This is a genomic window from Mesorhizobium cantuariense (assembly GCF_042647205.1).
GTDB lineage: Bacteria > Pseudomonadota > Alphaproteobacteria > Rhizobiales > Rhizobiaceae > Mesorhizobium > Mesorhizobium cantuariense.
Genome location: NZ_JBHRVD010000001.1, coordinates 6,194,883 through 6,216,131, shown reverse-complemented (window position 1 = coordinate 6,216,131; position 21,249 = coordinate 6,194,883). Strand labels below are relative to the sequence as shown.

The following is a 21,249-nucleotide window of genomic DNA, read 5'->3' as shown; positions in this document are numbered from 1 at the left end:
AGGCCTCCATCTTCTTCCTGGGTGCTCAGTAATGGGGTCGCTCAGATATTGGTCTCGTTGGCGGGTTCGCCCTTCATCTCGCTGCGGTAGTAGCCGTCGCGCAAATTGATGCCGTATTCGACATAGGCCTTCATGCAGGCCAGCATCTGCGACCAGCCCTCGCAATTGAGGTAGGACTTCTTCAGGCCGACCGCGCCTTCCTGCCAGCCGCTCTCAGCAATGGTAACGAAGGTGCCGCCATCGTCCAGCGGCTCGAAATTCATCTCGATGCGGGTCTTGTAAGCGGGTTTGCCGTCGGCATCGGTGGCATCCCAGCGCAGCACGATGCGGCTGTCCTTGACCACTTCATCGACCTCGACCGGCACCTTGCCCCACCAGACGACGCCGGCACCGGCTTCCAGCGGCGCGCTGGCGCCGCCGATCGTGGTGAAATAGTCGCTCAGTTTCTTGGGATTGACGACCGCGTCGAAGACGTCGGCGACCGGCCTGCCGATGCGTCCGGAAACACTGAATCCAAGTGACATATCCACAACTCCTTCCCTTGATTGGCTCAACAATATGTTATAGAAACATAACATGTCAAGCCGATCGCAAGACGACAATGTTTTCAAGGCGCTGGCGCATCCGCGCCGGCGCGAAATGCTGGATCAGCTGAAGGACACGCCGAAGACGACCGGCATGCTGTGCGAGGCGTTTCCCGATATCGATCGCTGCACCGTCATGCTGCATCTCAAGGTGCTGGAGGAGGCCGACCTGATCGTCCCGCGGCGCGACGGACGCGAGCGCTGGAATCATCTCAACGCGCTGCCGATCAAGCAGATCCATGACCGCTGGATCAGCCAGTATGCCGGCCATGCGCTCAGCATCATCGACCGGCTGAAATCCGATCTTGAGGCGTGAGCGCTTGCAGCCGCCGATGTCGTGCGTCCCGTGCGCGGCGCGGCTGGACGAATTGAGCCGATTTATCTATAAGCCGGCCATTCCGACAGAGAACGCCGTGCTTCCACGAGTTGCACCTGGGTCGCTCTGAAATTTTGAATTCGAGCATTGCGGAAGACGCGGTGAGATCACTTCGCTTCGGGATGCTCTAGCCGAGAAGACGACAGGGGTGCCATGGCTGGCCATTCACAGTTCAAGAACATCATGCACCGCAAGGGCCGCCAGGACGCGGTGCGGTCGAAAATGTTTTCCAAGCTGGCGCGCGAAATCACCGTCGCCGCCAAGAGTGGGACGCCCGATCCATCGATGAACCCGCGCCTGCGCCTGGCGATCCAGAACGCCAAGGCGGTGTCGATGCCGAAGGACAACATCCAGCGCGCCGTCAACAAGGCCTCGATGGGCGATGCCGAGAACTACGAAGCCGTGCGCTATGAGGGCTATGGTCCCGGCGGCGTCGCCGTCATTGTCGAGGCGTTGACCGACAACCGCAACCGTTCGGCGTCGAATGTGCGCGCCGCCTTCACCAAGGCCGGCGGGGCAATGGGCGAAACCGGCTCGGTGTCGTTCATGTGGGACCGCGCCGGCGAGATCTACTATCCGGCCTCGGCCGGCAGCGCCGACAAGATCATGGATGCGGCGATCGAAGCCGGTGCCGATGATGTGGAATCGGATGAGGAAGGCCATACGATCTACTGTGCCTTCGAAAATCTCGGCGAGGTGTCGAAGGCGCTGGAAGGCGCGCTCGGCGAGGCTGAATCGGTGAAGCCGATCTGGCGGCCGCAAAACAATATTCCGGTCGACGAGGAGCGGGCACAGTCGCTGATGAAGCTGGTCGCCACGCTTGAGGATGACGACGACGTGCAGAGCGTCTACGCCAATTTCGAAGTCGACGACGAGACCATGGCCAAGCTCAGCGCGGCATGAGCGAAAGCTCAATCCGGCATGAGCGGAACTCAGCCTGAGACATAAGCGGAGCTTAGTCTGACATGAGCGAAAAAGCGCTTCCCACCATCCGCATCACCTATTGCACGCAGTGCCAGTGGCTGCTGCGCGCCGGCTGGATGGCGCAGGAGCTGCTCTCCACCTTCGGCACCGATCTGGGCGAGGTGACGCTGGTGCCCGGCACCGGCGGCATCTTCACCATTTCCTGCAATGACGTGCTGGTCTGGGACCGCAAGCGCGACGGCGGCTTTCCGGACGCGGCAAAGCTGAAGCAGCTGGTGCGCGATGTCATCGACCCGGATCGTGATCTCGGCCATGCCGACCGCAAGGGTCACTCGTCAAAAGACCAGACGCAAAAGGACCCCGCCTGAGCGGGGTCTTTTGCGTTTCGTAAAGCCTCTTTAGAGCAATGCGAAGATAAAGCAGGCCATCGCCACGACTGCGGTGATGGTGCGAACGTGGTTCCACATCACCCATTGGCTCAGATGGTTCGCCCACACGGCGGCGCCGTTGCTGCTGGCTGGGTCGACGGCGGCGAGCGCATCGTTGAGCGGCACGTTGAAGACCATGGTCACGATCGGGTTGCCGACCAGATAGATCACCGCTCCGGCAAGCAGCCAGTACGAGCCGGACTGGCTCCAGCCCATGATGGCGGCGGCGATAAGCACCAGACAGAGCAGGCCGGTGCCGAAGAGCGCCGTCATGAAGGTCGGGGTGATCACTGTGACGTTGATCGAATTCATCGCGGCGATGCCACTTGGGACCGGCAGCCTGGCAAGCGCCGCCATGATGAAGTTGGAAAAGGCGAAGAACACACCGGCGACGAGGCCCGAGCCGATTGCGGCAATGATGGTCAGGATGGGAAGAAGCTTGATCATCTCAGTTGCTCCATATGCCGGTCGCGGCGGTTTCGGTTGCGTAGGCGGAGAAGTCTCTTGGCTGACGGCCGAGCACACGCTGAACGCCATCGGTCAACGTCTCGTTGCGGCCGTCGAGCACTTCGGTGAACAGCTCGTTGAGCAGCCAGGCGAATTCGGGCGGCAGCTCATGCGCGGCCAGCGCGGCGGTGAACTCCTCATGCGAGATCCTGACAAAACGGATGTCGCGGCCGGCGGCCTTGGCTATCTCGGCGACCGCGTCGGCAAAGCTTAGGAGCCGTGGCCCGGTCAGCTCATAGAGCTGGCCGACATGGCCTGGCTCGGTCAGCGCGACGAAGGCGGCTTCAGCGATGTCGTCGGCATCGACAAACGGCTCGCCGACATTGCCGACCGGCAAGGCCACTTCGCCGCCAGCCACGGACTCGACGAGAAAACCTTCGCTGAAGTTCTGCGAGAACCAGGCGCAGCGCAAAATCGTCCAGTCGGCGCCCGAGGCTTTCACCATCTCTTCGGTACGCTGAGCTTCGGTCTCGCCGCGACCAGACAACAGCACCAGCCGGGTGATACCGTTGGCCACGGCGAGCCGGGCGAAGGCATCGACGATTTCGGCGGCGCCCGGCACGGCGATGTCGGGGTAGTAGCTGATGTAGACGGCACTCACACCTTGCATGGCCGGCCCCCAGGTCGCCGGAACTTCCCAGTCGAAGCGTGGGCTGCCGGAGCGCGAACCGATCCGCGCCGGCGTGCCATGCGCGGTCAGCCGTTCGGCAAGACGGCGGCCGGTTTTTCCGGTGCCGCCGAGGATCAGAATTGGGTTTGATGTCGTGTCAGTCATTTCGATTTCCTCTGGCTTACAAATATGAGTAATCCTCACATTTGCAAAACGTGATAAACCCTCGTATTTTGTGAGTCAAGCGATTTTGGGCGGCGAATTTTGGGAGATAGTCATGGAAGACACCGCAGCATCCGTTTCGCCGCCGGAGCAGATTGCCTCAGCGCGCCGGGCGCCCAGCCAGCAACGCAGCCGCGAGCGGGTCGTGCGTATGCTGGCCGCCGCTTCGGCGTTGATCGCCGAGCAGGGCAGCGATGCAATGCGCATGGGCGAGGTGGCGGAACGGGCAGGGGTGTCGATCGGTTCGCTCTACCAGTTCTTCCCGGACAAGCGGGCGATCATCTGGGCGCTGGCCGAGCGCTATACCGCCGAAAGCCAGGCCTGCATCTCGGCCGCGCTCGCCGGTGTCAGCGATGCCGAGGGCCTAAGCCAAGCCTTTTCGGAGTTGGTCGATATCTACTACGGGCTGTTCCTGGCGGAACCGGTGATGCGCGACATCTGGTCGGGCACACAGGCCGACAAGGCGTTGCGCCAGCTCGAACTCGCCGACAGCCGGGCCAATGCGGAGTTCCTCGTCGCGGTGCTGAAACGGCTGCGGCCAGCAGCCGATCCGACAGCTCTGGAAACGACAGCGTTCCTGGTCTGGCAGATGGGCGAGGCCGCGGTGCGGCTGGCGATCTCGGTCGAGCGGCAGGAAGGCGACAGGCTGGTCGCCGCCTACAAGCGCATGGCGCTTAGGGAGCTGCTGGCCGAGTAAGTCTCGCGTTAGCGGCCGAAATAATCCCTCAGCATTTCCGCGCGCTCATCCTCTGCGCACATCGCCATGCGGCCGAGGTTGAACCGGCCCCGATAGAGCGCGACGACAGCCAATGCGCAGTTCACCGTTTCGTCATCGGTGACAGTTGCCAGATCCCGCAATGCCAAGTGTAGAAGTGTTCGCCACGCCGCTTTGTAGTGCGGTTCGATCCGAGCAGGAACCGGCGGATTCCGGTCGTCAAGCAGGCGCGCTTCTTCGATGGTTGCGGCCAGACCATAGGCTCCCCAGTGAGCCGGAGCGTGGCGTTCGGAGATGCGAACGATTTCAACGACCGCCGCGTAAGACGCGTCTCCAACATCTCCCTGATGATGCAACTCATTCCAAAGCTCGTCCCAGGCCGGTTTGTCATCATAGCGAAGGACCAGTGTTCGCAAGGCCGGTCGCGGATCGTAGACCACCTTGTATCCACCTTTAAGGCCGGACCATTGTACATCATCAAGAATTGGCATTTCGCCCTCCGGGAACTAGTGCGTTCCACCAAGGCTAGCCGAGGTCAACAAAAAACCCGCCACGAGGGCGGGTTTTTGATCTGCGAAACGGTGTCTGGCTTAGAGGCCGAAACCTTCGAAACGCTTCTTGAACTTCGACAAGCGACCGCCGCGGTCGAGCAGGGTCTGCTGGCCGCCGGTCCAGGCCGGGTGGGTGGTCGGGTCGATATCGAGGTTCATCGTATCGCCTTCCTTGCCCCAGGTCGAACGGGTCGTGTATTCGGTGCCGTCGGTCATGACGACCTTGATGGCGTGGTAGTCGGGATGGATGTCGGTCTTCATGGTTCGGTTCCTGGCTTGCCGGCGCTGCTGACGGGCATAAGCCTGCGTCGATGCGCCCCTTTTTAAAACTCGAAGCCGCAGCTATTGAGGTGCCACGGCTTCTAAAACGGTCGGCGAGCCTATACATCAGCCGGAATTGAATCACAAGGCCGTGGCAAGCGCATATTGAGGCGCATACGCTGAGGCGGCTAGAGGAAACACCGAGATGGCGCAAATCAGCAGCGCAGACGAGCGCCGGCGCTCGCTCAAGCCGCTCAGGCGTCTGTTCCCGTACATCACGCATTATCGCACGCTGGTCGTTGGCGCCCTCATCTCGCTGGTCATCGCCGCGGCAACGACGCTGGCGCTGCCGCTGGCCGTGCGGCGCATGATCGATCACGGTTTCTCGTCGTCCAGCACCACTTTCATCGCCGAATATTTCGCCGCACTGGTGGCGATGGCCGCGCTGTTGGCGGCGGCATCGGCCGGCCGCTACTATTTCGTCATCACGCTCGGCGAGCGTGTCGTCGCCGATATCAGGCGCGATGTCTTTGCCCATGTCACGACGCTGTCGCCTTCCTTCTTCGACACCGCCCAGTCGGGCGAGATCGTGTCGCGGCTCGCCGCCGACACCACGCAGGTCAAGTCGGCGGTGGGCGCCACGGCTTCGGTCGCGCTGCGCAACGTCATCCTCGGCCTCGGCGCGGTGGGGATGATGGTCATCACCAGTCCGAAACTGTCGGGCCTCGTCATCGCGGCCATTCCCGTCATCGTGCTGCCGCTGGTCGCCTTCGGCCGTTCGGTGCGGCGCAAGTCGCGGCAGGCGCAGGATACGCTTGCCGATGCGACAGCCTATGCCAGCGAGCAGATCGGCGCGGTGCGCACTTTGCAGGCCTTCACCAACGAGAAGCTGGTCACCGGGCATTTCTCCGCCGCCGTGGAAGCCGCTTTCGAGGCGGCGCGCGCTTCGATCTTCGCGCGGTCCTTCCTCACTTTCTTTGCCATCTTCACCATCTTCTCATCCGTCGTGGCGGTGCTGTGGTTCGGCTCGCGCGACGTGCTCGAAGGCACGATATCGCCGGGCACGCTCGGCCAGTTCCTGCTTTATTCGGTGTTCGCCGCCGGGGCGCTGGGCGCGCTGTCGGAAGTCTGGGGCGAGCTTGCGCAGGCGGCGGGTGCCGCCGAGAGGCTGACCGAGATCCTGGCCGAGAAGCCGGCGATCCAGGCCCCGGCCGATCCGAAGCCGCTGCCGGCGGTCGCCAAGGGCGCGATCGTCTTCGACAATGTCTCCTTCTCCTACCCGGCCAGGCCCGACCGCGCCGCCGTGCACGGCCTGAGCTTTCAGGTCATGCCCGGCGAGACGGTGGCGATCGTTGGTCCGTCAGGGGCCGGCAAGAGCACGGTGTTTTCGCTCATCCTGCGCTTCTACGATCCCGAGACCGGCAAGATTCTGATCGATGGCGTCGACGTGCGCGAGGCCGATCCCGTCTCGGTGCGCGAACGCATCGCCATCGTGCCGCAGGACGTCACCATCTTCGCGGCCAGTGCGCGCGACAATATCGGCTTCGGTCGGCCGGGCGCCAGCACGGCCGAGATCGAGATGGCGGCGAAGGATGCGCTCGCCGACGAGTTCATCCTCAAGCTCGACAAGGGCTATGAAAGCCAGGTCGGCGAACGCGGCGTGACGCTGTCCGGCGGCCAGCGCCAGCGGGTGGCGATCGCCCGCGCCATCCTGCGCGACGCGCCGATCCTGCTGCTCGACGAGGCCACCTCGGCGCTCGACGCGCAAAGCGAGACGCTGGTGCAGATGGCGCTCGAACGCCTGATGCAAGGCCGCACCACCATCGTCATCGCGCACCGGCTGGCAACAGTGCTGAAGGCCGACAGGATCCTGGTCATGGATGGTGGCTCGATCGTCGAGGAAGGCACGCATCAGAGCCTGGTCGCCAAGGGCGGCATCTATGCGCGGCTGGCCAAGCTGCAGTTCGAAACCGGCGCCAGCGCCTTCAGGGGCGCGGCGGAGTAGTCAGGAGCATCCGCGCTCCTGACGTACCGACTGTCCCTACACCGCTCCGTAACGCTGCTTCAGATGATCGACGAAATACGTCGCATTGAGCTTTTCGCCGGTGGCGCGTTCGAGCAGGTCCGGCGTCGACCAGCGTGATCCCTGCGACCAGATTTTTTCGCGGCGCCAGTCGTTGATGGCCTCGAAATTGCCTTTGGCAAGATCCTCGTCGGCGGAAGGATGTTGCCGCGTCAGTGCCGCCCATTGCTGCGCCGCCATCATCGCGCCCAGCGTGTAGGAGGGGAAATAGCCGAAGGCGGCTCCGGGCCAATGCACGTCCTGCATCGGCCCGTCGGCGGGGTTGTCTATGGTGGAAAGACCGAGATAGTCGCGCATCTTGGCGTCCCAGGCTTCGGGCAGGTCAGCCGCCTCCAGCCGGCCCGCGACGAGCTCCTGTTCCAGTTCGTAGCGCAGGATGACATGCAGGGGATAGGTCACCTCGTCGGCATCGACACGGATCAGGCCGCGCTCGACGCGATGCACATGCGGCAGGATGTCGTCGAGCGACCAGGCTTCGCCGAGATGCTTTTCGACCACCGGCAGCGCCCAGTGCCAGAAGGCCGGATTGCGGCCGAGCTGCTTTTCGACGAACAGGCTCTGGCTTTCATGCACGGCCATGCCGCGCGCCTTGCCGAGCGGCCAGTGGGACCATGCCTTCGGCAGGTTCTGTTCGTACAGCGCATGGCCGGTCTCGTGCAGAACGCCCATCAGCGCCGACAGGAAGTCGGAGGTCTTGTAGCGGGTGGTGATGCGCACGTCGCTCGGCACGCCGCCGCAGAAAGGGTGGTGCGAGACCGACAGCGACCCGTGCGTCAGGTCGAAGCCGACCGCCGCCATCATGGCAAGGCCGAGCTCGCGCTGCCGGTCGATCGCATAGGTGCCCGAAAGCGGCTTCAGCGGGCGCTTGCGCAGCCGCGCTTCCTGTATCGCCAGCGCCTCCGGCACGAACCCCCCGAGGAAAGTCTTCAGGTCGGCGAAGACGGGCGTGATGTCGGCGGCGCGATTGCCGGGATCGTATTGCTCCATCAGCGCGTCATAGGGGGCAAGGCCGAGCACGTCGGCACGCAGCGCCGCCTCTTCGCGCACCAGCGCCACCACGCCCTCCAGCGCCGGCTGGAAGCCCGCCCAGTCGTTCTTGGCGCGCAGGTCGCGCCACAATTGCTCGCAACGCATGCGCGCGGTCGTCTGGCGCTCGACGAATTGGACCGGCAGGCAGGTCAGGTTGGTGTATTGCCGCCGCAATTCCGCGACGGCGGCCCGCTGGTCCTCGCCAAGCGCTTCGCCTTCGGCGGCGGCGATCCAGTCCGCTATCTCCGGCGCCGTTGCCCTGGCGTGATACATGCCGGCCAGTGCCGACATGGCCTCGGCGCGCTTTTCGCCGCCGCCGACGGCCATGTGGGTGGCCTCGTCGGCGCCAAGGATGGCCAGCGCATGCTCAAGCGCTTCGAGCTTGTGGCCGAGATCATCGAGTTTCTGAAAGGACATGGCCGCTTCCGTGATTGGGACGGCGCGAAAAGATACCAACGCAAAGGCGTTTGCAACCCTGTGGCACTGTGCGACGGATGCACCTTGCGCGGAGGACGCCGCGTATGAAATGCTGCCGGCGACCAATGAAGGGGGGAGCAAATGATCGGCAACATCCTGGTCGGGCTGGTGGCCTTGATCCATGTCTACATCGTCTATCTGGAGATGGTGCTGTGGGATACGCCGCGTGGGCACAAGGCTTTCAATCTGACCCCCGAATTCGCCAGCGCCTCGAAGGTGTTGGCCGCCAATCAGGGGCTCTACAACGGTTTCCTCGCCGCAGGCCTGATCTGGGGGCTTTACCTCGGTGCGGCCGGTTTTCAGGTCAAGGTGTTCTTCCTGTTGTGCGTGGCTGTTGCCGGCCTCTATGGCGCGGCAACGGTCGGCCGCAAGATCCTGCTCATCCAGACCGTGCCGGCGGTGGTTGGCCTGATCGCGGTCTGGCTGGGCTGGTGAAAAGGACGCCCGCGGGATGGCTCCCGAAAACGTCAGGTGGTCCCCTCCTCTTGGACCGTTTCAGCCGCTGTGGTCTCAGCCGTTCGGGTAGTTACCGTCGTCGTCGCCGTCACCCATCAGGAAACCGCTGCCGGTATCGACCCTCAGGCGCTGGTCAACATTGTCGAGACGGCGCAGCAGGTCATGATATTGGGCGGCCGGTATCCTGCCGTGATCCGAAGCTGCGATCTTCTCGGCCGCCTGGCTGATGCGGGCCGTGCGCATTTCCAGATGCTGCGCCACGGCCGGCGTGATGTTGTTGGCCTGTCTTGCGTCCACTATGCCCTGGTGGACGCCTTGAACCTGTTGGATGAGACCCTCGATGCGCGGGCCGGTAAAATCGGTCGGAGCGGTCGCGTCGAGAGCACCCTTGTTGTGATGGCCCGCGGCATAGGCGCCGGCAAGCGGAACGGCGATGAGGAGCGCCGTGAGTGTGGCAGTTCTGAGCGAGGTCCTGGGAATGAAAGAGCGCATCACGCGTCTCCTCTCGTAGAGGAAAGCAGCGGTTGTTCCGCCTGCCTTCCGGCCGTGGGCCGTCCGGTTCCGTCGTGTCGCGATGAGGGGGATCATCGCCGGCGGTTCTCGGCCCAGGCGGGAAGCTAGGATCGCCTTGCGACAATTTGTAATTAAAAAAAGATAATCTTTTCAGGCCTTGTCGGCCTCACTCTGCGCCCTAAGGTTGAGCCGGTGAACAAATTCGCGTGAGTTCGCGTGATGATGGATCAACGTTCGGTGAGCTTCAGTTCAATACGGCGGTTCTTGTTGCGCGCCTCTTCGGTGTCGGCCGGATCGAGCGGCTGGAACTCACCGAAACCGGCGGCGACCAGGCGGTTGGCCGGCACGCCGTTCTCGATCAGGAATTTCACCACCGAGGTCGAACGCGCCGTCGACAGCTCCCAGTTGTCGCGGTAACGGCCGGTTCCGGAGAGCGGCTTATTGTCGGTATGGCCGTCGACGCGCAGCACCCAGTTGATCTCGGGCGGGATTTCCTTCTGCAGTTCGATGATGGCGTCGGCGAGTTTCTTCATCTCGACCTTGCCGGCATCGTTGATCACCTCGGAGCCGGTCGGGAACAGCACTTCCGACTGGAAGACGAAGCGGTCGCCGACGATGCGGATGTTCTCGCGGTCGGCGAGGATTTCGCGCAAGCGGCCGAAGAAGTCGGAGCGGTAGCGGTTCAATTCCTGCACGCGCTGCGCCAGTGCGACGTTCAGGCGGCGGCCGAGATCGGCGATCTTGGTGTTGGAATCGCGGTCACGGGTTTCGGAGACGTTGAGCGCGTCCTCGAGTGCGCCGATCTGCTTGCGCAGTGCGGCGATCTGCTGGTTGAGGATCTCGACCTGGCTCAGTGCCTGCTGGCTGATCTGGCGCTGGTTGTCGAGTTCGCCGCCCAGCGCCGCGGCGCGCTGGTTGGCGGCGTCGCCGGCGCCCGCACCTTGCGCCAGCAATTGCTGGAGCCGGCTCCTTTCCGCTTCCGCCGCCGACAGCGATGCCTGCAGATTGGCCAGCGAGTCATCTTTGTCCTGCGCCGTCGAGCGCTCCAGCGCCAGCAGCTGGGTCAGTTCGTTGATCTGCGAATTGAGGCGCGAGAGTGCTGTATCCTTGCCGGAGATTTCGCGGCCGAGCAGGAACTGCGCCAGCACGAAGACGGTGAGCAGGAACATGATGGCCAAAAGCAGCGTCGACAGCGCGTCGACGAAGCCCGGCCAGTAGTCGATGCGGCGATCGGTGCGCCGCCCACGCGCCAGCGCCACGTCAATGCACCCCGGGTTTCTTCAGGGCGTCGGCGATCTTTTCCAGCGTGTTGCGCATCGCCTTCTGCTCGTCGGACTGGGCCTCGACCCAGTCGCGCATGATCTGCTGCTCCGAGCGCATGTTCTTGACCAGGCCGGAAATGCCGTCGGCGAGATTGGCCATGGCGGTGGCGACGCGCGGATTGGAGCCGCCGCCATTCTCCTGCATGCTGCGCAGCCGTTCCGACAAAACCCGGATCTCATCCGAGGATTCGGTCTTGGCCGGGTCGGCGACGACGATGTCGGAGGACAGATCGGTGACCGAGGACAGCCAGTTTTCCAGCTCGGTGTAGAAGCGCGTCTGGGCGCGGCCGGCCTGCAGGTCGAGAAAGCCGAGCACCAGCGAGCCGGACAAGCCGAACAGCGAGGACGAGAAGGCCGTGCCCATGCCGGCCAGCGGCGCCGAAAGCCCCTGCTTCAGCGAATCGAGCACCGCGGCGGCGTCACCCGTGCCGGGATCGAGCGATTCGATGGTCTCGCGGATCGAGCCGATAGTGTTCAACAGACCCCAGAAGGTGCCGAGCAGGCCGAGGAACACCAGCAGGCCGACGAGATAGCGCGAGGTGTCGCGGGTTTCGTCGAGGCGCGTGGCGATGGAATCGAGCATGGTGCGCATCGAACTGGTCGAGAAGGCCGTCGCCGAGGAGCGGCCGATCATCGCCTTCATCGGCGCCAGCAGCACCGGTTCGGTGGTCTCCGAGCCGGCACGGAAGGAGTTGACCCAGCGCACTTCGCGAAACAGCCGCCCGACCTGGGCGAAGGCCAACAGGATGCCGACCACCAGCACGCCGACGATCAGGCCGTTGAGGCCGGGATTGCTGCCAAAGGCCGTCGAGATCTGTCGGGTCAGAATGGCGGCGATGAAGGCGACGATGACCAGGAAGATCACCATGGTCAGCAGAAAGACCTGTGGGCTCGACAATTTGTGCGGGTCGTAGATCAGGACATCAGAACGTCTGCCCATGCCGAAGGATTTGAGAAAAGCCATCCGTGCCCCGTTTCCGATGCCGCCGCCTGCCAGATTGAACGCGACTCTAAACGGAATTGTGACCAAATTGAATGGCGCTTGGCAATATTGCCGCGTCGATAGTCTGTGTCAGAGGCGATTGATGACCAGACAGTCTACCATGGCGGCCAGATGCAGGCCGGCGCCGGTGACGACGAAACCGTGCCACAGCGCATTGTGGAAGCGCAGCCCCTTCCAGGCGAAGAAGATGACGCCGCAGGAGTAGACGATGCCGCCGGCGACGATGAGCGCGATCGATGTCGTCGGCAGCGTCTGGACCAGCGGCTTGACCAGGATGATGCCGCTCCAGCCGATGGCGAGATAGAAGACGACGGCCAACCGGTCGAAACGGCCGGGGAAAAACACCTTGATGGCAATGCCCAGCGCTGCTGCGGTCCAGACGAGGACGATCATCCAGCGCGCCAGCGGCGAGCCTTCGAGCTGGGCCAGGAAAGGCGTGTAGGTCGCGGCGATCAGCAGATAGATCGCGGCGTGGTCGAAACGCCGCAAAACCCATTTCGCCGGCGACGAGACCGGCCACAGATTGTAGGTCATCGACACCGACAGCACGGTGAGCAGCGAAACCACGTAGAAGGCGGCGGCGATATATTCACCCGGCCCGACACGAAAGGCCGCCAGCGCCAGCAGCGCGGAACCAGCCGATATCGCGAGCACGATGCCGACCGCGTGGACGACGCCGTCGGCGATCATCTCGGCGCGCGAATAGTGCCAGCGTCCGATAAACGGGATGTCGGGGGTGGGCTTGACGTCGTTCACTGCCGGGTTTCCTGCGCCGCGCACTCCAACTTGGGCGCTCGCCGGGCAGTATTTCAAGCTTCCGTTGCGGTTTTGCGACTGCGGCGCATCAGCGCGGCGGTTTGTCAGCGCGCCGAGAGCGGCTTCTTTACGGCCTTCAGCAGCGCGCGTTGAATGACCTCGTTGCCGGCGACAACCGAGCCGTTGTCGAGCATGTCCTGGCCGCCATCCATGTCGGAGACGAAGCCGCCCGCCTCGCGGATCAGCAGCAGCCCGGCGGCGATATCCCAGGCAGACAGGCCGGTTTCCCAGAAGCCATCCATGCGGCCGGCAGCGACATAGGCGAGATCGAGCGATGCGGAGCCGAGGCGGCGGACGCCGGAAACCTCGGCCATGACATTGCGCAGCTCGACGAGGAAATTGCCGTGGTGGCCGCGGCCGAGATGCGGCATGCCGCAGCCGATGACCGTGTCGACCAGCTTGATACGGCCGGCGACGCGCAAGCGGCGGTCGTTCATGAAGGCGCCGCCGCCACGTTCGCAGGTGTAGAGCTCGTCCATCGCCGGATTGTAGATGACGCCGGCAACGATCTGCCCCTGGCGTTCCAGCGCGATCGAAACGGCAAAGAGCGGGATGCCGTGCAGGAAATTGGTGGTGCCGTCGAGCGGGTCGACGATCCAGCGATGCTGGCCGTCGTCACCTTCGACCGCGCCGCGCTCTTCCATCAGGAAGGCATAGCCAGGCCGTGCCTTGGACAGCTCGGCAAAGACGATGTCCTCGGCCTTGCGGTCGGCCTGGCTGACATAGTCGCCGGGACCTTTCATGGAGACCTGCAGGTTCTGCACCTCGCCGAAGTCGCGCGACAGCGAGCGGCCGGCCTTCATTGCGGCCTGGACCATGACGTTGAGGAGGGCTGAGCGTGCCATAGGGGTTCTTCCTGGTGCTGCGCGTCAGTCCGCGCGGCGCACGTAAGTGATTTCGTTGGTGTCGACGATGATGCGCTCGCCGGCGCCGATGAATGGCGGCACCAGAACGCGGATGCCGTTCTCCAGGATCGCCGGCTTGTAGGACGAAGCCGCCGTCTGGCCCTTCACCACCGGGTCCGCCTCGGTGATGGTCAGCGTCACATAGTCGGGCAGCGAAATGCCGATCGGCCTCTCTTCGTAGAGCTGGACCGTTACCATCATGCCGTCCTGCAGGAAGGCGGCGCGATCACCGACGAAGTCCTTGTTCAATTCGAGCTGCTCGTAGCTCTGGGTGTCCATGAACACCAGTGCGTCTTCCTGCGCGTAGAGGAAGGAAAAATCCTTCAGGTCGAGCCGGATCTGTTCGACCGTCTCGGCCGAGCGGAAGCGCTCGTTGAGCTTGGTGCCGTTGATGAGGTTCTTCAGTTCGACCTGATTGTAGGCGCCGCCCTTGCCGGGCTTGACGGTGTTGGTCCTGACCGCCACCCAAAGGCCGCCATCATGCTCGATGACATAGCCGGGACGGATTTCGTTGCCATTGATCTTGGCCATGATGAGGTGATCCGGATGATACCAACGGCCTGGCCGTTGGTAAGGGATGTTCGCTGGAAAGCGATTTCGGGCTCCCAAGACCACAAATCGCCAGAAGAGGCAAGGGAGCGCCAAGTCGGCGCCGAACCGGAGAGGCCGTTACGGCAGGCGGTTTGCCTTCTGCAATGCCTGCTTGGTCTCGTCGTCGCTCAGCCCTTGCAGGAAGTCGTCCATCTGCGGATCGATGAGGCCGGCGCGGCGGGCGACGATGTACCACGCGCCGGCAAGGACAAGATCCGGATCGGTGCCGACGCCTTGCATATAGAGCTTGGCGAGGCGGTTCTGGGCGGCGACATTGCCGCCCTCCGCCGCCTGCTTCGTCCAGCCGAAGGCCGATTTCAGGTCGCGCGCACCGCCGCGGCCTTCGATCATCCAGGCGGCGAGATCGATCTGCGCGGTGTCGTAGTTCTGCCGTGCGGCCTGCGCCAGCAGGCGCCTTGCCTGCACATCGTCACGCGGCTTGCCGCCGACGCCATTGGCGTAGACCTGCGACATCGCATATTGCGCGTCGGCGAGGCCGGTCGCGGCGGCGCGCTCATAGTAGGAGACCGCCTTGGCTATGCCGGCGTCGCCGGGGTCCTGCTGGACCAGCATCTGCGCGAAGTTGAACTGCGCCAGCCGGTTGCCGGCTTCGGCGGCGGCCTGCATCAGTGCATAGGCCCCCTTTTCGTCCTTCTTGACGTAGCGGCCGTCGAGCAGCATCAGCGCATACTGGAACTGCGATTCCGGCACACCCTGCTCGGCGGCCAGCGCGTACCATTTCGCCGCTTCCGCCGAATTGAGCGGCACACCGAGCCCCCGCGACAGGATCTCGGCCACCAGCGTCTGCGCCGCCGGGTCGCCGTTTTGCGCCCGGACCAGCGCAAGATTGTAGGCCGTCTTGTAGAGACCGCGCTGGAAGGCGCCATAGGCCGCATCGGCAGGTTTTGCGCCGAAGCGGTCGGGGTTGATGGTGTCGGCCGACGGCAGCGGCGCGGGCTCGGCCGTGGTGGCGGGCTGCGGCAGCGGTTTGTCGATCGGCTTGTCGGCGTGGGTTCCGAGTTCCGGCTTGGGCTGCGGCAGCGGGATGGTCTCCGCGGCCGCTGCCTGGACCATGAGCACCGCGAGCAGAGCCTGGAGGGAAAGCGTCGCCGAGGGCACGTCAGTCCTCGAAGCGCGGCGCGGTCTCGTCGAGCAGCGCGTTGGCGGTGGCGACCGCTGTCTTGGGATCGGTGCCGTCGGCGAACACGGCGCTCGACAGCGCCACGAATTCGGCACCGGTGGTGCCCACTGCTTCGACCGAGGCGATGTCGGATCCGGCCATGACGATGCACGGGATCTGGATCATGTCGGCCCACCATCTGCCGAGCGACAGGTTGCGCGGGTGTGGTTCGGGCTTGTTGTCGTAACCGAAGCGGCCAAAGAAGATGTAGTCGGGCCGTGTCTCGCCAAGCTCGAGCGCGTCATCACGCGTCTTGGCGCCGCCGGTGCCGACCATCATCTTTGCCTGGAAATGCTCGATCGTCTCGGCGAGTTCGGCCTTGGGGACCTCGACATGGATACCGTCGGCCTGGACGCGGCCGGCTATGCGGGTGTCGCCGGCGATGACGACAGCGACGCCCGCGGCTTGCGCCGCCGGCACGATCTGTTCGGCGAAAGCCTGGAAGGAGGCCTCGTCCATGCCGTTCTCCGGCAGGATCAGCGAGGCGACGTCGCCGCCTTCGAATGCCGCGGTGATCCGGGCCGGCGGCACGCCGGGCGGCGCGATCAGCACGATGCGACAGCGGTTGGGGGGCGTTGCGTCATTCATGGTTCTTCGGGTCCCGCGTTTCGCCTATGCCGGGCGAAGATGGTTGGATTGCGGCATAGAGCAAAGTGCCCGCTTTGAACAGGCGGGCAGCCGGGATCGCGATGTTGACCCGCCGGACAGCCGGCGGGGCCGCTTCACTTGATCGGGTGTGGGCTCGCGACGGGCGGTTTGCCCTTCCACAGCGTCCAGCCGAGATTCATGCCGGCGGCGGCGATCAGGATGGCGGTCGCACCGACGATCTGGCTCAGATGCAGCCGATGGCCGAAGGCCACGACATCGACCAGAATGGCGACAACGGGGTAGATGAAGGACAACGACCCCTGCAGATGCGTCGGCAGCTTCTGGATGGCACCGTACATCAGTATGTACATCAGGCCGGTATGGACGATGCCGAGCGTCGCCAGCATGGCCCAGCTCCACGGGTCGGCGGGCAGATGGGAAAGATTGGCGAAGGGCGCCAGCATGACGACGCCGACGCAGACCTGGATCAGCGCGATCAGATGCGGCGGCGTGCCCTTGAGCTTCTTGGTAACGATGGCGGCGACGGCCCAGAAGAAAGCCGCGCCTAGCGCCATGACGATGCCGGTAAAGTAATCCGTGCCGGCCATGCCGGCATTGGGGCCGGCATCGGGGGCCGACTGCACGATCAGCACCATGCCGGCGAAGGCGATGGCCAGCCAGGTCAGCTTGGTCAGGGTCAGCCGCTCGGCGAAGAAGAGTGCGCCGAAGCTGACCAGCATGAAGGGCTGCGTGTTGTAGACAGCGGTGGCAATCGAGATCGATGCGCGGGAGAAAGCGCTGAACAGCAAAAGCCAGTTGACGACGATGGCGACGCCGCCGAACGCGGCGATGCCGATGATGCGCAGCGACAGCCTGTTGCGCAGCAAGCCCAGCCCGGCGCAGATGATGAGCAGCGTCAGCGCGCCGAAAGCGCAACGCCAGAACACCACATCCATGATCGGCTGACCGGACAGGACGACGAACCAGCCGATGGTTCCCAGGATTGCCATCGCAGCGGACATTTCGACCGTGCCGCGCACTGTATCGTTCACAACAAACCTCCGTATCAGTTGAACCAGCATAATCTCATGCGACAATGCGGCTTTCCATCTGATGAGAAAGGAGGTATGGCTAAATGAGCTAATTATATTAAGCGATGGTTCCAAATCACCGGGAAATGTAAAATGCTGGACGATCTCGACCGAAATCTCCTCGAAATCCTGGTCAGGGACGCGCGGACCTCGCTGAAGGAGCTGGCCGCCCAGGTCGGGCTGTCCTCGCCAAGCGTTTCGGAACGGCTGCGACGGCTCGAGGAGCGCGGTGTCATCCGGGCGTTCACCGTCGAGATCGATCCGCTGGCGCTGGGTTATACCTTGCAGGCGATCGTGCGCATCCGGCCGCTGCCCGGCAAGCTGCACATCGTCCAGAAGCTTATCGAGGAGATTCCCGAATTCGGCGAATGCGACAAGGTGACGGGCGATGACTGCTTCGTCGCCCGGCTGTTCGTGCGTTCGATCGGCGATCTCGACGGGATTCTCGACCGCATCGCCGACAAGGCCGAGACAAGCACCGCCATCATCAAGGCGCAGCCGATCCGGCGGCGGCCGCCGCCGCTCGATGCTGTCTCGCCTCGTGACAGGGCAAAAGCCTTGCAGGCATCCTGAGCCGGACCGGTCGGCCCCGATTTTCAGAGGATTGACCGCAGCCGGGTGGAAAGCCGGCGGCTGGTTGGTTAGGGTGCCGGTCCAAACGAGACCGGGACCCATCATGGCGCAGAACATATACGACCGGGAGGATTTCTTCGCAGGCTACAGCCAGCTCGGCCGTTCGGTCGAAGGGCTGGAGGGTGCGGCCGAATGGCCGGCGCTGCGCGCGATGCTGCCCGATGTCGGCGGCTTGAGGGTCGTCGATCTCGGCTGCGGCTTCGGTTGGTTCTGCCGCTGGGCACGCGAGAATGGGGCGGCGCAGGTGCTTGGCCTGGATCTGTCGGAGAAGATGCTTGCCCGCGCGAGGGCCGCCAGTTCGGACACCGGCATCATCTATGAGCGGGCCGATCTCGATCAACTCAGCCTGCCGCAAGCGCGTTTCGATCTCGTCTACAGCTCGCTCGCTTTCCATTATGTCGAGGACGTGCTGCGCCTGTTCGAGACCGTGCATCAGGCCCTGTCGCCCGGCGGGCATTTCGTCTTCTCGACGGAACATCCGATCTTCATGGCGCCGACCAAACCTGGCTGGGTGATCGATACCCACGGCCGCAAGACCTGGCCTGTCGACCAGTATCTGGTGGAGGGACCGCGCAGCACGGACTGGCTGGCCAAAGGCGTGGTGAAGCATCACCGCACGATCGGCACCACGCTCAACGTTCTCATCCAAGCCGGCTTCACCATCAATCATGTCGAGGAGTTCTGCCCGACAGCCGAGCAAATCGCGGCCAAATCCGAACTGGCAGAAGAGCGTGAACGGCCGATATTCCTGCTGGTCTCGGCCCGCCGATAGGCACGGCCGGCGTCGGCCAGGTGTGAGGCCGCCACGCTCATATTTGCTGTCGCTCCGCCCGGCATTCTGGGCTATTCAAGCGTCGACGCGCTTTCCTCCAGACCAGTCCCCTCCCATGTCAGGCCTGCTTCTCGATCCGTGGTTCTACGCGGCCGCCATTCCGGCTGTCATTCTGGTCGGCCTGTCCAAGGGCGGGTTTGGCGGCGCTGTCGGCTTCGTCGGTGTGCCGTTGATGGCGCTGACCATGCCGCCGGTCCAGGCTGCCGCCATCCTGCTGCCGATCCTGTGTCTGATGGACATCGTGTCGGTGTGGGCATGGCGGGGTGTCTATAACAGAAAGATGCTGGTCGACATGATGCCGGGTGCCGTCATCGGCATCGGCCTTGGCTGGCTGACGGCGGCACTGGTCACCGAAGAGGCGGTGCGGCTGATCGTCGGCGCGGTCGCCATCATCTTCGTCCTGCGCTGGCTCTATCTGCAGTTCCGCCACGGCGCCGACCACGCTGCCGCGCCCAACCGCGTCGCTGCCGCCGTCTGGGGCATGGTCGCCGGGTTCACCAGCTTCGTCGCCCATGTCGGCGGCCCGCCCTTCCAGGTCTATGCCTTGCCGATCCGGCTCGATCCGAAGGTGCTGTCGGGCACGGCGGCGATCTTCTTTGCCGCCACCAATGCGCTGAAGCTGGTGCCCTATTTCGCGCTCGGCCAGTTCGACACCGCCAATCTGATGGCGTCGGCAGTGCTGATGCCGCTGGCGCCGCTGTCGACCATCGCCGGTGCGTGGCTGGTACGGCGGATGCGGCCGGAAACCTTCTATCCCTTCACCTACGCAACCGTCGCGGTCGTGGCGCTGAAGCTGCTGTGGGATGGCATTGTTGGTCTGATGTAGGAAGGTGACGTGGCCGCGCGCAGCCGCTTTCACTGAGGGGTCAGGCGGCGCTCGGCACGAGGCGGCGGTTGCCGCCAAAGGCCAGTGTGGCACCCACCATGACGACCAGCACCATGCCGGCGAGGATGCCGATGTCATGCACGGTCGGCTTGAGCACCATGTCGGCAATGATCACCAGCATCACCGCATAGTCGAAGCGTGCCGCGCTCATCATGCGCTGACCGATGGCAAGAACGGCTGGCGTGACGCCCTCCTTGGCGATCATCGCGCCCATGCGCTCGCCGGTCGGCTTGAAGATGAACATGCCGATCGAAAAGGTCGTGGCGTAGCCGGCCAGGCCGATCAGTATCCACAGGTCGGAAAAGCCGACCCAGAACCAACACATAATGAGGCCGAAGATCAGGGTCAGCATCGACATCGGCGCAAAGAACCTGCCGCCCAGCTGACCGCTGGCGCGCATCGCCTGAAGTTTATCCTCGATGTTGCCTGCCCGCTCGGCAAGCACTCCGAGCAGGAACAGCACGAAGCCACCCCCGACCCACAGAATGGCCGTGGCGACGTGGAGGAATTTGACGATCGAGTACCAGTCCATGGGTTGCTCCTGCGGTGTTCCGGTCAGGTTTGCGGCGGCGCGGATTTGCGCCGGCCGTCAGAGGAGCGGGGCGTTTAGCGCGGCGCCTGTTTCGGCACGATGTCGCGAAAAAACCGGATCTGTTTCAGCCTGCCGCCAGCGCACGAAGCCGCCGAGATTGTGAGTGCGCTATCTGATTTTCTGCTAATGTACGAGGTGTCGGGAGGAGTTGGCGCGACATCGTCCGGAAACATTGCCGATGCTAGTGCGCCGACGCCGGGAGCCCGGTGGCGACAATAGTCGCCTGACGATCAACCCATTCCCACAACGGGAAAAGGCAATTCGGGGGACTATTATGCAAGGGGTAGCACGGAATTTCTTCACGCTGGCCATCATCTATTCGCTGTGCGGCATGGCGCTCGGCCTGTACATGGCGATCAGCCAGGATCACGGCCAGATGCCGACTCACGCTCACACGATGGTGGCCGGATGGCTGATGTCGGCGGTCTTCGCCTTCTTCTACCATCTGTTTCCGGCAATCGGACAAAAGACGCTCGCCACCGTTCATTTCTGGCTGGCGGCGGTCAGCGGCACCGGCCTGCTGATCGGCCTGTTTTTCCTGCTTGCCGGCAATGCCGCGATCGAACCGCTGGTGGCGGCCTCTTCGATGGGCTTCTACGCAGCCATGCTGCTGTTTGCCTTCATCGCATTGCCTGCGGTCTGGAAGACCGCCTGATCTGAACCTGAGGTGAGTAAGACTCTGGCGGCCGTCTGGAAGACGGCCTGAAACGAGGGTCGGTTCTGTGCTGTTACGGCACAGGACAGGGGCGTTCGGTCAAAAAACATCCGCGCCGTTAAGGCTTCATTAAGCTTTACAGGTGTTTACTATGTTCATCCAGTGATCTGGATTCTTACCGAGTGGTTGGAGCCACTTTGTTTGACGCCTCCCTGTTAAACTCCTGAGAGCCGCCTTATCCGCGGCTCTTTTTTTGTCCACATTTCCCTTTTTGTCCGAATTTCAGAGGGAGCGTCCGGCAGCGGCTCGCTGTTAACCTTCTGTTAAACATGTGCTTGCCTTCACCGGTGACGAAGCGCATTTTCAAGCTTCAGTCATATAGGGTTCCGGGTGTATCGGCAGGGAGCCGAATCAGCCGG

26 protein-coding genes are annotated in these 21,249 nt (G+C 63.6%); 10 read left to right on the top strand and 16 right to left on the bottom strand.

From position 1 onward, the window contains the following. Positions 1–41 precede the first annotated feature (41 nt). Positions 42–524 (bottom strand): SRPBCC domain-containing protein, encoded by a 483-nt coding sequence (locus ACFOJ9_RS30390; RefSeq protein ID WP_378984562.1) that lies wholly within the window; start codon positions 522–524, stop codon positions 42–44. A 52-nt stretch (positions 525–576) separates the two neighbouring features. Between ACFOJ9_RS30390 and ACFOJ9_RS30385 the strand changes: the two genes are divergently transcribed. The 3 genes from ACFOJ9_RS30385 (at position 577) to ACFOJ9_RS30375 (ending at position 2,252) form a co-directional block, all read left to right on the top strand. Then, positions 577–900 (top strand): ArsR/SmtB family transcription factor, encoded by a 324-nt coding sequence (locus ACFOJ9_RS30385; protein WP_378984559.1) that lies wholly within the window; start codon positions 577–579, stop codon positions 898–900. A 213-nt stretch (positions 901–1,113) separates the two neighbouring features. Next, the gene (locus tag ACFOJ9_RS30380; protein ID WP_378984557.1) at positions 1,114–1,863 is read left to right on the top strand and encodes a YebC/PmpR family DNA-binding transcriptional regulator; all 750 of its coding nucleotides are present in this window, start codon (positions 1,114–1,116) and stop codon (positions 1,861–1,863) included. A gap of 62 nt (positions 1,864–1,925) precedes the next feature. Next, complete coding sequence (locus ACFOJ9_RS30375) at positions 1,926–2,252, top strand: SelT/SelW/SelH family protein (protein ID WP_378984554.1); 327 nt, start codon at positions 1,926–1,928, stop codon at positions 2,250–2,252. A 30-nt stretch (positions 2,253–2,282) separates the two neighbouring features. Here the strand turns inward: ACFOJ9_RS30375 and ACFOJ9_RS30370 are convergent, their stop codons facing one another. Both ACFOJ9_RS30370 and ACFOJ9_RS30365 read right to left on the bottom strand, forming a co-directional pair. Next, complete coding sequence (locus tag ACFOJ9_RS30370) at positions 2,283–2,759, bottom strand: anthrone oxygenase family protein (protein WP_378984551.1); 477 nt, start codon at positions 2,757–2,759, stop codon at positions 2,283–2,285. A gap of 1 nt (position 2,760) precedes the next feature. Beyond that, the gene (locus ACFOJ9_RS30365) at positions 2,761–3,594 is read right to left on the bottom strand and encodes an NAD(P)H-binding protein (RefSeq protein ID WP_378984549.1); all 834 of its coding nucleotides are present in this window, start codon (positions 3,592–3,594) and stop codon (positions 2,761–2,763) included. A 112-nt stretch (positions 3,595–3,706) separates the two neighbouring features. On the opposite strand from ACFOJ9_RS30365, the gene ACFOJ9_RS30360 reads away from it, so the two are divergent. Next, the gene (locus ACFOJ9_RS30360; RefSeq protein ID WP_378984546.1) at positions 3,707–4,348 is read left to right on the top strand and encodes a TetR/AcrR family transcriptional regulator; all 642 of its coding nucleotides are present in this window, start codon (positions 3,707–3,709) and stop codon (positions 4,346–4,348) included. A gap of 8 nt (positions 4,349–4,356) precedes the next feature. Here ACFOJ9_RS30360 and ACFOJ9_RS30355 read toward each other — a convergent pair whose 3' ends face one another. Both ACFOJ9_RS30355 and rpmE read right to left on the bottom strand, forming a co-directional pair. Further along, positions 4,357–4,857: a hypothetical protein gene (locus ACFOJ9_RS30355; RefSeq protein ID WP_378984543.1), complete on the bottom strand. Its 501-nt coding sequence runs from the start codon at positions 4,855–4,857 to the stop codon at positions 4,357–4,359. A gap of 99 nt (positions 4,858–4,956) precedes the next feature. Beyond that, a complete protein-coding gene (gene rpmE / locus ACFOJ9_RS30350) occupies positions 4,957–5,178 on the bottom strand; it encodes a 50S ribosomal protein L31 (RefSeq protein ID WP_352966691.1) in 222 nt (73 codons plus the stop codon). Between the two features lie 205 nt (positions 5,179–5,383). Between rpmE and ACFOJ9_RS30345 the strand changes: the two genes are divergently transcribed. Next, positions 5,384–7,183: an ABC transporter transmembrane domain-containing protein gene (locus ACFOJ9_RS30345; protein ID WP_378984540.1), complete on the top strand. Its 1,800-nt coding sequence runs from the start codon at positions 5,384–5,386 to the stop codon at positions 7,181–7,183. Positions 7,184–7,219: 36 nt separating this feature from the next. Here the strand turns inward: ACFOJ9_RS30345 and ACFOJ9_RS30340 are convergent, their stop codons facing one another. Continuing rightward, entirely contained in the window at positions 7,220–8,707 is a 1,488-nt protein-coding gene (locus ACFOJ9_RS30340; protein ID WP_378984538.1) for a carboxypeptidase M32, read from the bottom strand. 141 nt (positions 8,708–8,848) lie between these two features. Between ACFOJ9_RS30340 and ACFOJ9_RS30335 the strand changes: the two genes are divergently transcribed. Then, entirely contained in the window at positions 8,849–9,202 is a 354-nt protein-coding gene (locus ACFOJ9_RS30335) for a DUF1304 domain-containing protein (RefSeq protein WP_378984536.1), read from the top strand. Positions 9,203–9,277: 75 nt separating this feature from the next. Here the strand turns inward: ACFOJ9_RS30335 and ACFOJ9_RS30330 are convergent, their stop codons facing one another. From ACFOJ9_RS30330 to ACFOJ9_RS30290, 9 genes are all read right to left on the bottom strand, one after another. Beyond that, complete coding sequence (locus ACFOJ9_RS30330) at positions 9,278–9,715, bottom strand: hypothetical protein (RefSeq protein WP_378984533.1); 438 nt, start codon at positions 9,713–9,715, stop codon at positions 9,278–9,280. 248 nt (positions 9,716–9,963) lie between these two features. Further along, positions 9,964–10,995, bottom strand: a complete 1,032-nt coding sequence (locus ACFOJ9_RS30325; RefSeq protein ID WP_378984531.1) for a peptidoglycan -binding protein — start codon at positions 10,993–10,995, stop codon at positions 9,964–9,966. A 1-nt stretch (position 10,996) separates the two neighbouring features. Then, positions 10,997–12,022 (bottom strand): MotA/TolQ/ExbB proton channel family protein, encoded by a 1,026-nt coding sequence (locus ACFOJ9_RS30320; protein ID WP_378984528.1) that lies wholly within the window; start codon positions 12,020–12,022, stop codon positions 10,997–10,999. Positions 12,023–12,130: 108 nt separating this feature from the next. After that, positions 12,131–12,817 carry a PAQR family membrane homeostasis protein TrhA gene (trhA, locus tag ACFOJ9_RS30315; RefSeq protein WP_378984526.1) on the bottom strand — a complete coding sequence of 229 codons (687 nt, stop codon included), beginning with the start codon at positions 12,815–12,817 and terminating at the stop codon, positions 12,131–12,133. A gap of 104 nt (positions 12,818–12,921) precedes the next feature. Next, positions 12,922–13,722, bottom strand: a complete 801-nt coding sequence (locus tag ACFOJ9_RS30310; protein ID WP_136618436.1) for an inositol monophosphatase family protein — start codon at positions 13,720–13,722, stop codon at positions 12,922–12,924. A 24-nt stretch (positions 13,723–13,746) separates the two neighbouring features. Continuing rightward, complete coding sequence (gene efp / locus ACFOJ9_RS30305; protein WP_013529127.1) at positions 13,747–14,313, bottom strand: elongation factor P; 567 nt, start codon at positions 14,311–14,313, stop codon at positions 13,747–13,749. Between the two features lie 138 nt (positions 14,314–14,451). Next, entirely contained in the window at positions 14,452–15,447 is a 996-nt protein-coding gene (locus tag ACFOJ9_RS30300; protein ID WP_378988139.1) for a tetratricopeptide repeat protein, read from the bottom strand. 46 nt (positions 15,448–15,493) lie between these two features. After that, complete coding sequence (locus tag ACFOJ9_RS30295) at positions 15,494–16,141, bottom strand: thiamine phosphate synthase (RefSeq protein WP_378984521.1); 648 nt, start codon at positions 16,139–16,141, stop codon at positions 15,494–15,496. A 134-nt stretch (positions 16,142–16,275) separates the two neighbouring features. Further along, positions 16,276–17,193: a DMT family transporter gene (locus tag ACFOJ9_RS30290; protein ID WP_378984518.1), complete on the bottom strand. Its 918-nt coding sequence runs from the start codon at positions 17,191–17,193 to the stop codon at positions 16,276–16,278. A gap of 132 nt (positions 17,194–17,325) precedes the next feature. On the opposite strand from ACFOJ9_RS30290, the gene ACFOJ9_RS30285 reads away from it, so the two are divergent. The 3 genes from ACFOJ9_RS30285 to ACFOJ9_RS30275 all read left to right on the top strand — a co-directional run bounded on the left by ACFOJ9_RS30285 (position 17,326) and on the right by ACFOJ9_RS30275 (position 19,523). Then, positions 17,326–17,805: an Lrp/AsnC family transcriptional regulator gene (locus ACFOJ9_RS30285; RefSeq protein WP_378984516.1), complete on the top strand. Its 480-nt coding sequence runs from the start codon at positions 17,326–17,328 to the stop codon at positions 17,803–17,805. 103 nt (positions 17,806–17,908) lie between these two features. Then, entirely contained in the window at positions 17,909–18,637 is a 729-nt protein-coding gene (locus ACFOJ9_RS30280; protein ID WP_378984513.1) for a class I SAM-dependent methyltransferase, read from the top strand. Between the two features lie 115 nt (positions 18,638–18,752). After that, entirely contained in the window at positions 18,753–19,523 is a 771-nt protein-coding gene (locus tag ACFOJ9_RS30275; protein ID WP_378984510.1) for a sulfite exporter TauE/SafE family protein, read from the top strand. A 40-nt stretch (positions 19,524–19,563) separates the two neighbouring features. On the opposite strand, the gene ACFOJ9_RS30270 is transcribed toward ACFOJ9_RS30275, so the two are convergent. After that, the gene (locus tag ACFOJ9_RS30270; RefSeq protein ID WP_378984509.1) at positions 19,564–20,115 is read right to left on the bottom strand and encodes a DUF2269 family protein; all 552 of its coding nucleotides are present in this window, start codon (positions 20,113–20,115) and stop codon (positions 19,564–19,566) included. A 334-nt stretch (positions 20,116–20,449) separates the two neighbouring features. Between ACFOJ9_RS30270 and ACFOJ9_RS30265 the strand changes: the two genes are divergently transcribed. Then, complete coding sequence (locus tag ACFOJ9_RS30265; protein WP_378984506.1) at positions 20,450–20,830, top strand: hypothetical protein; 381 nt, start codon at positions 20,450–20,452, stop codon at positions 20,828–20,830. Positions 20,831–21,249: the final 419 nt, after the last annotated feature.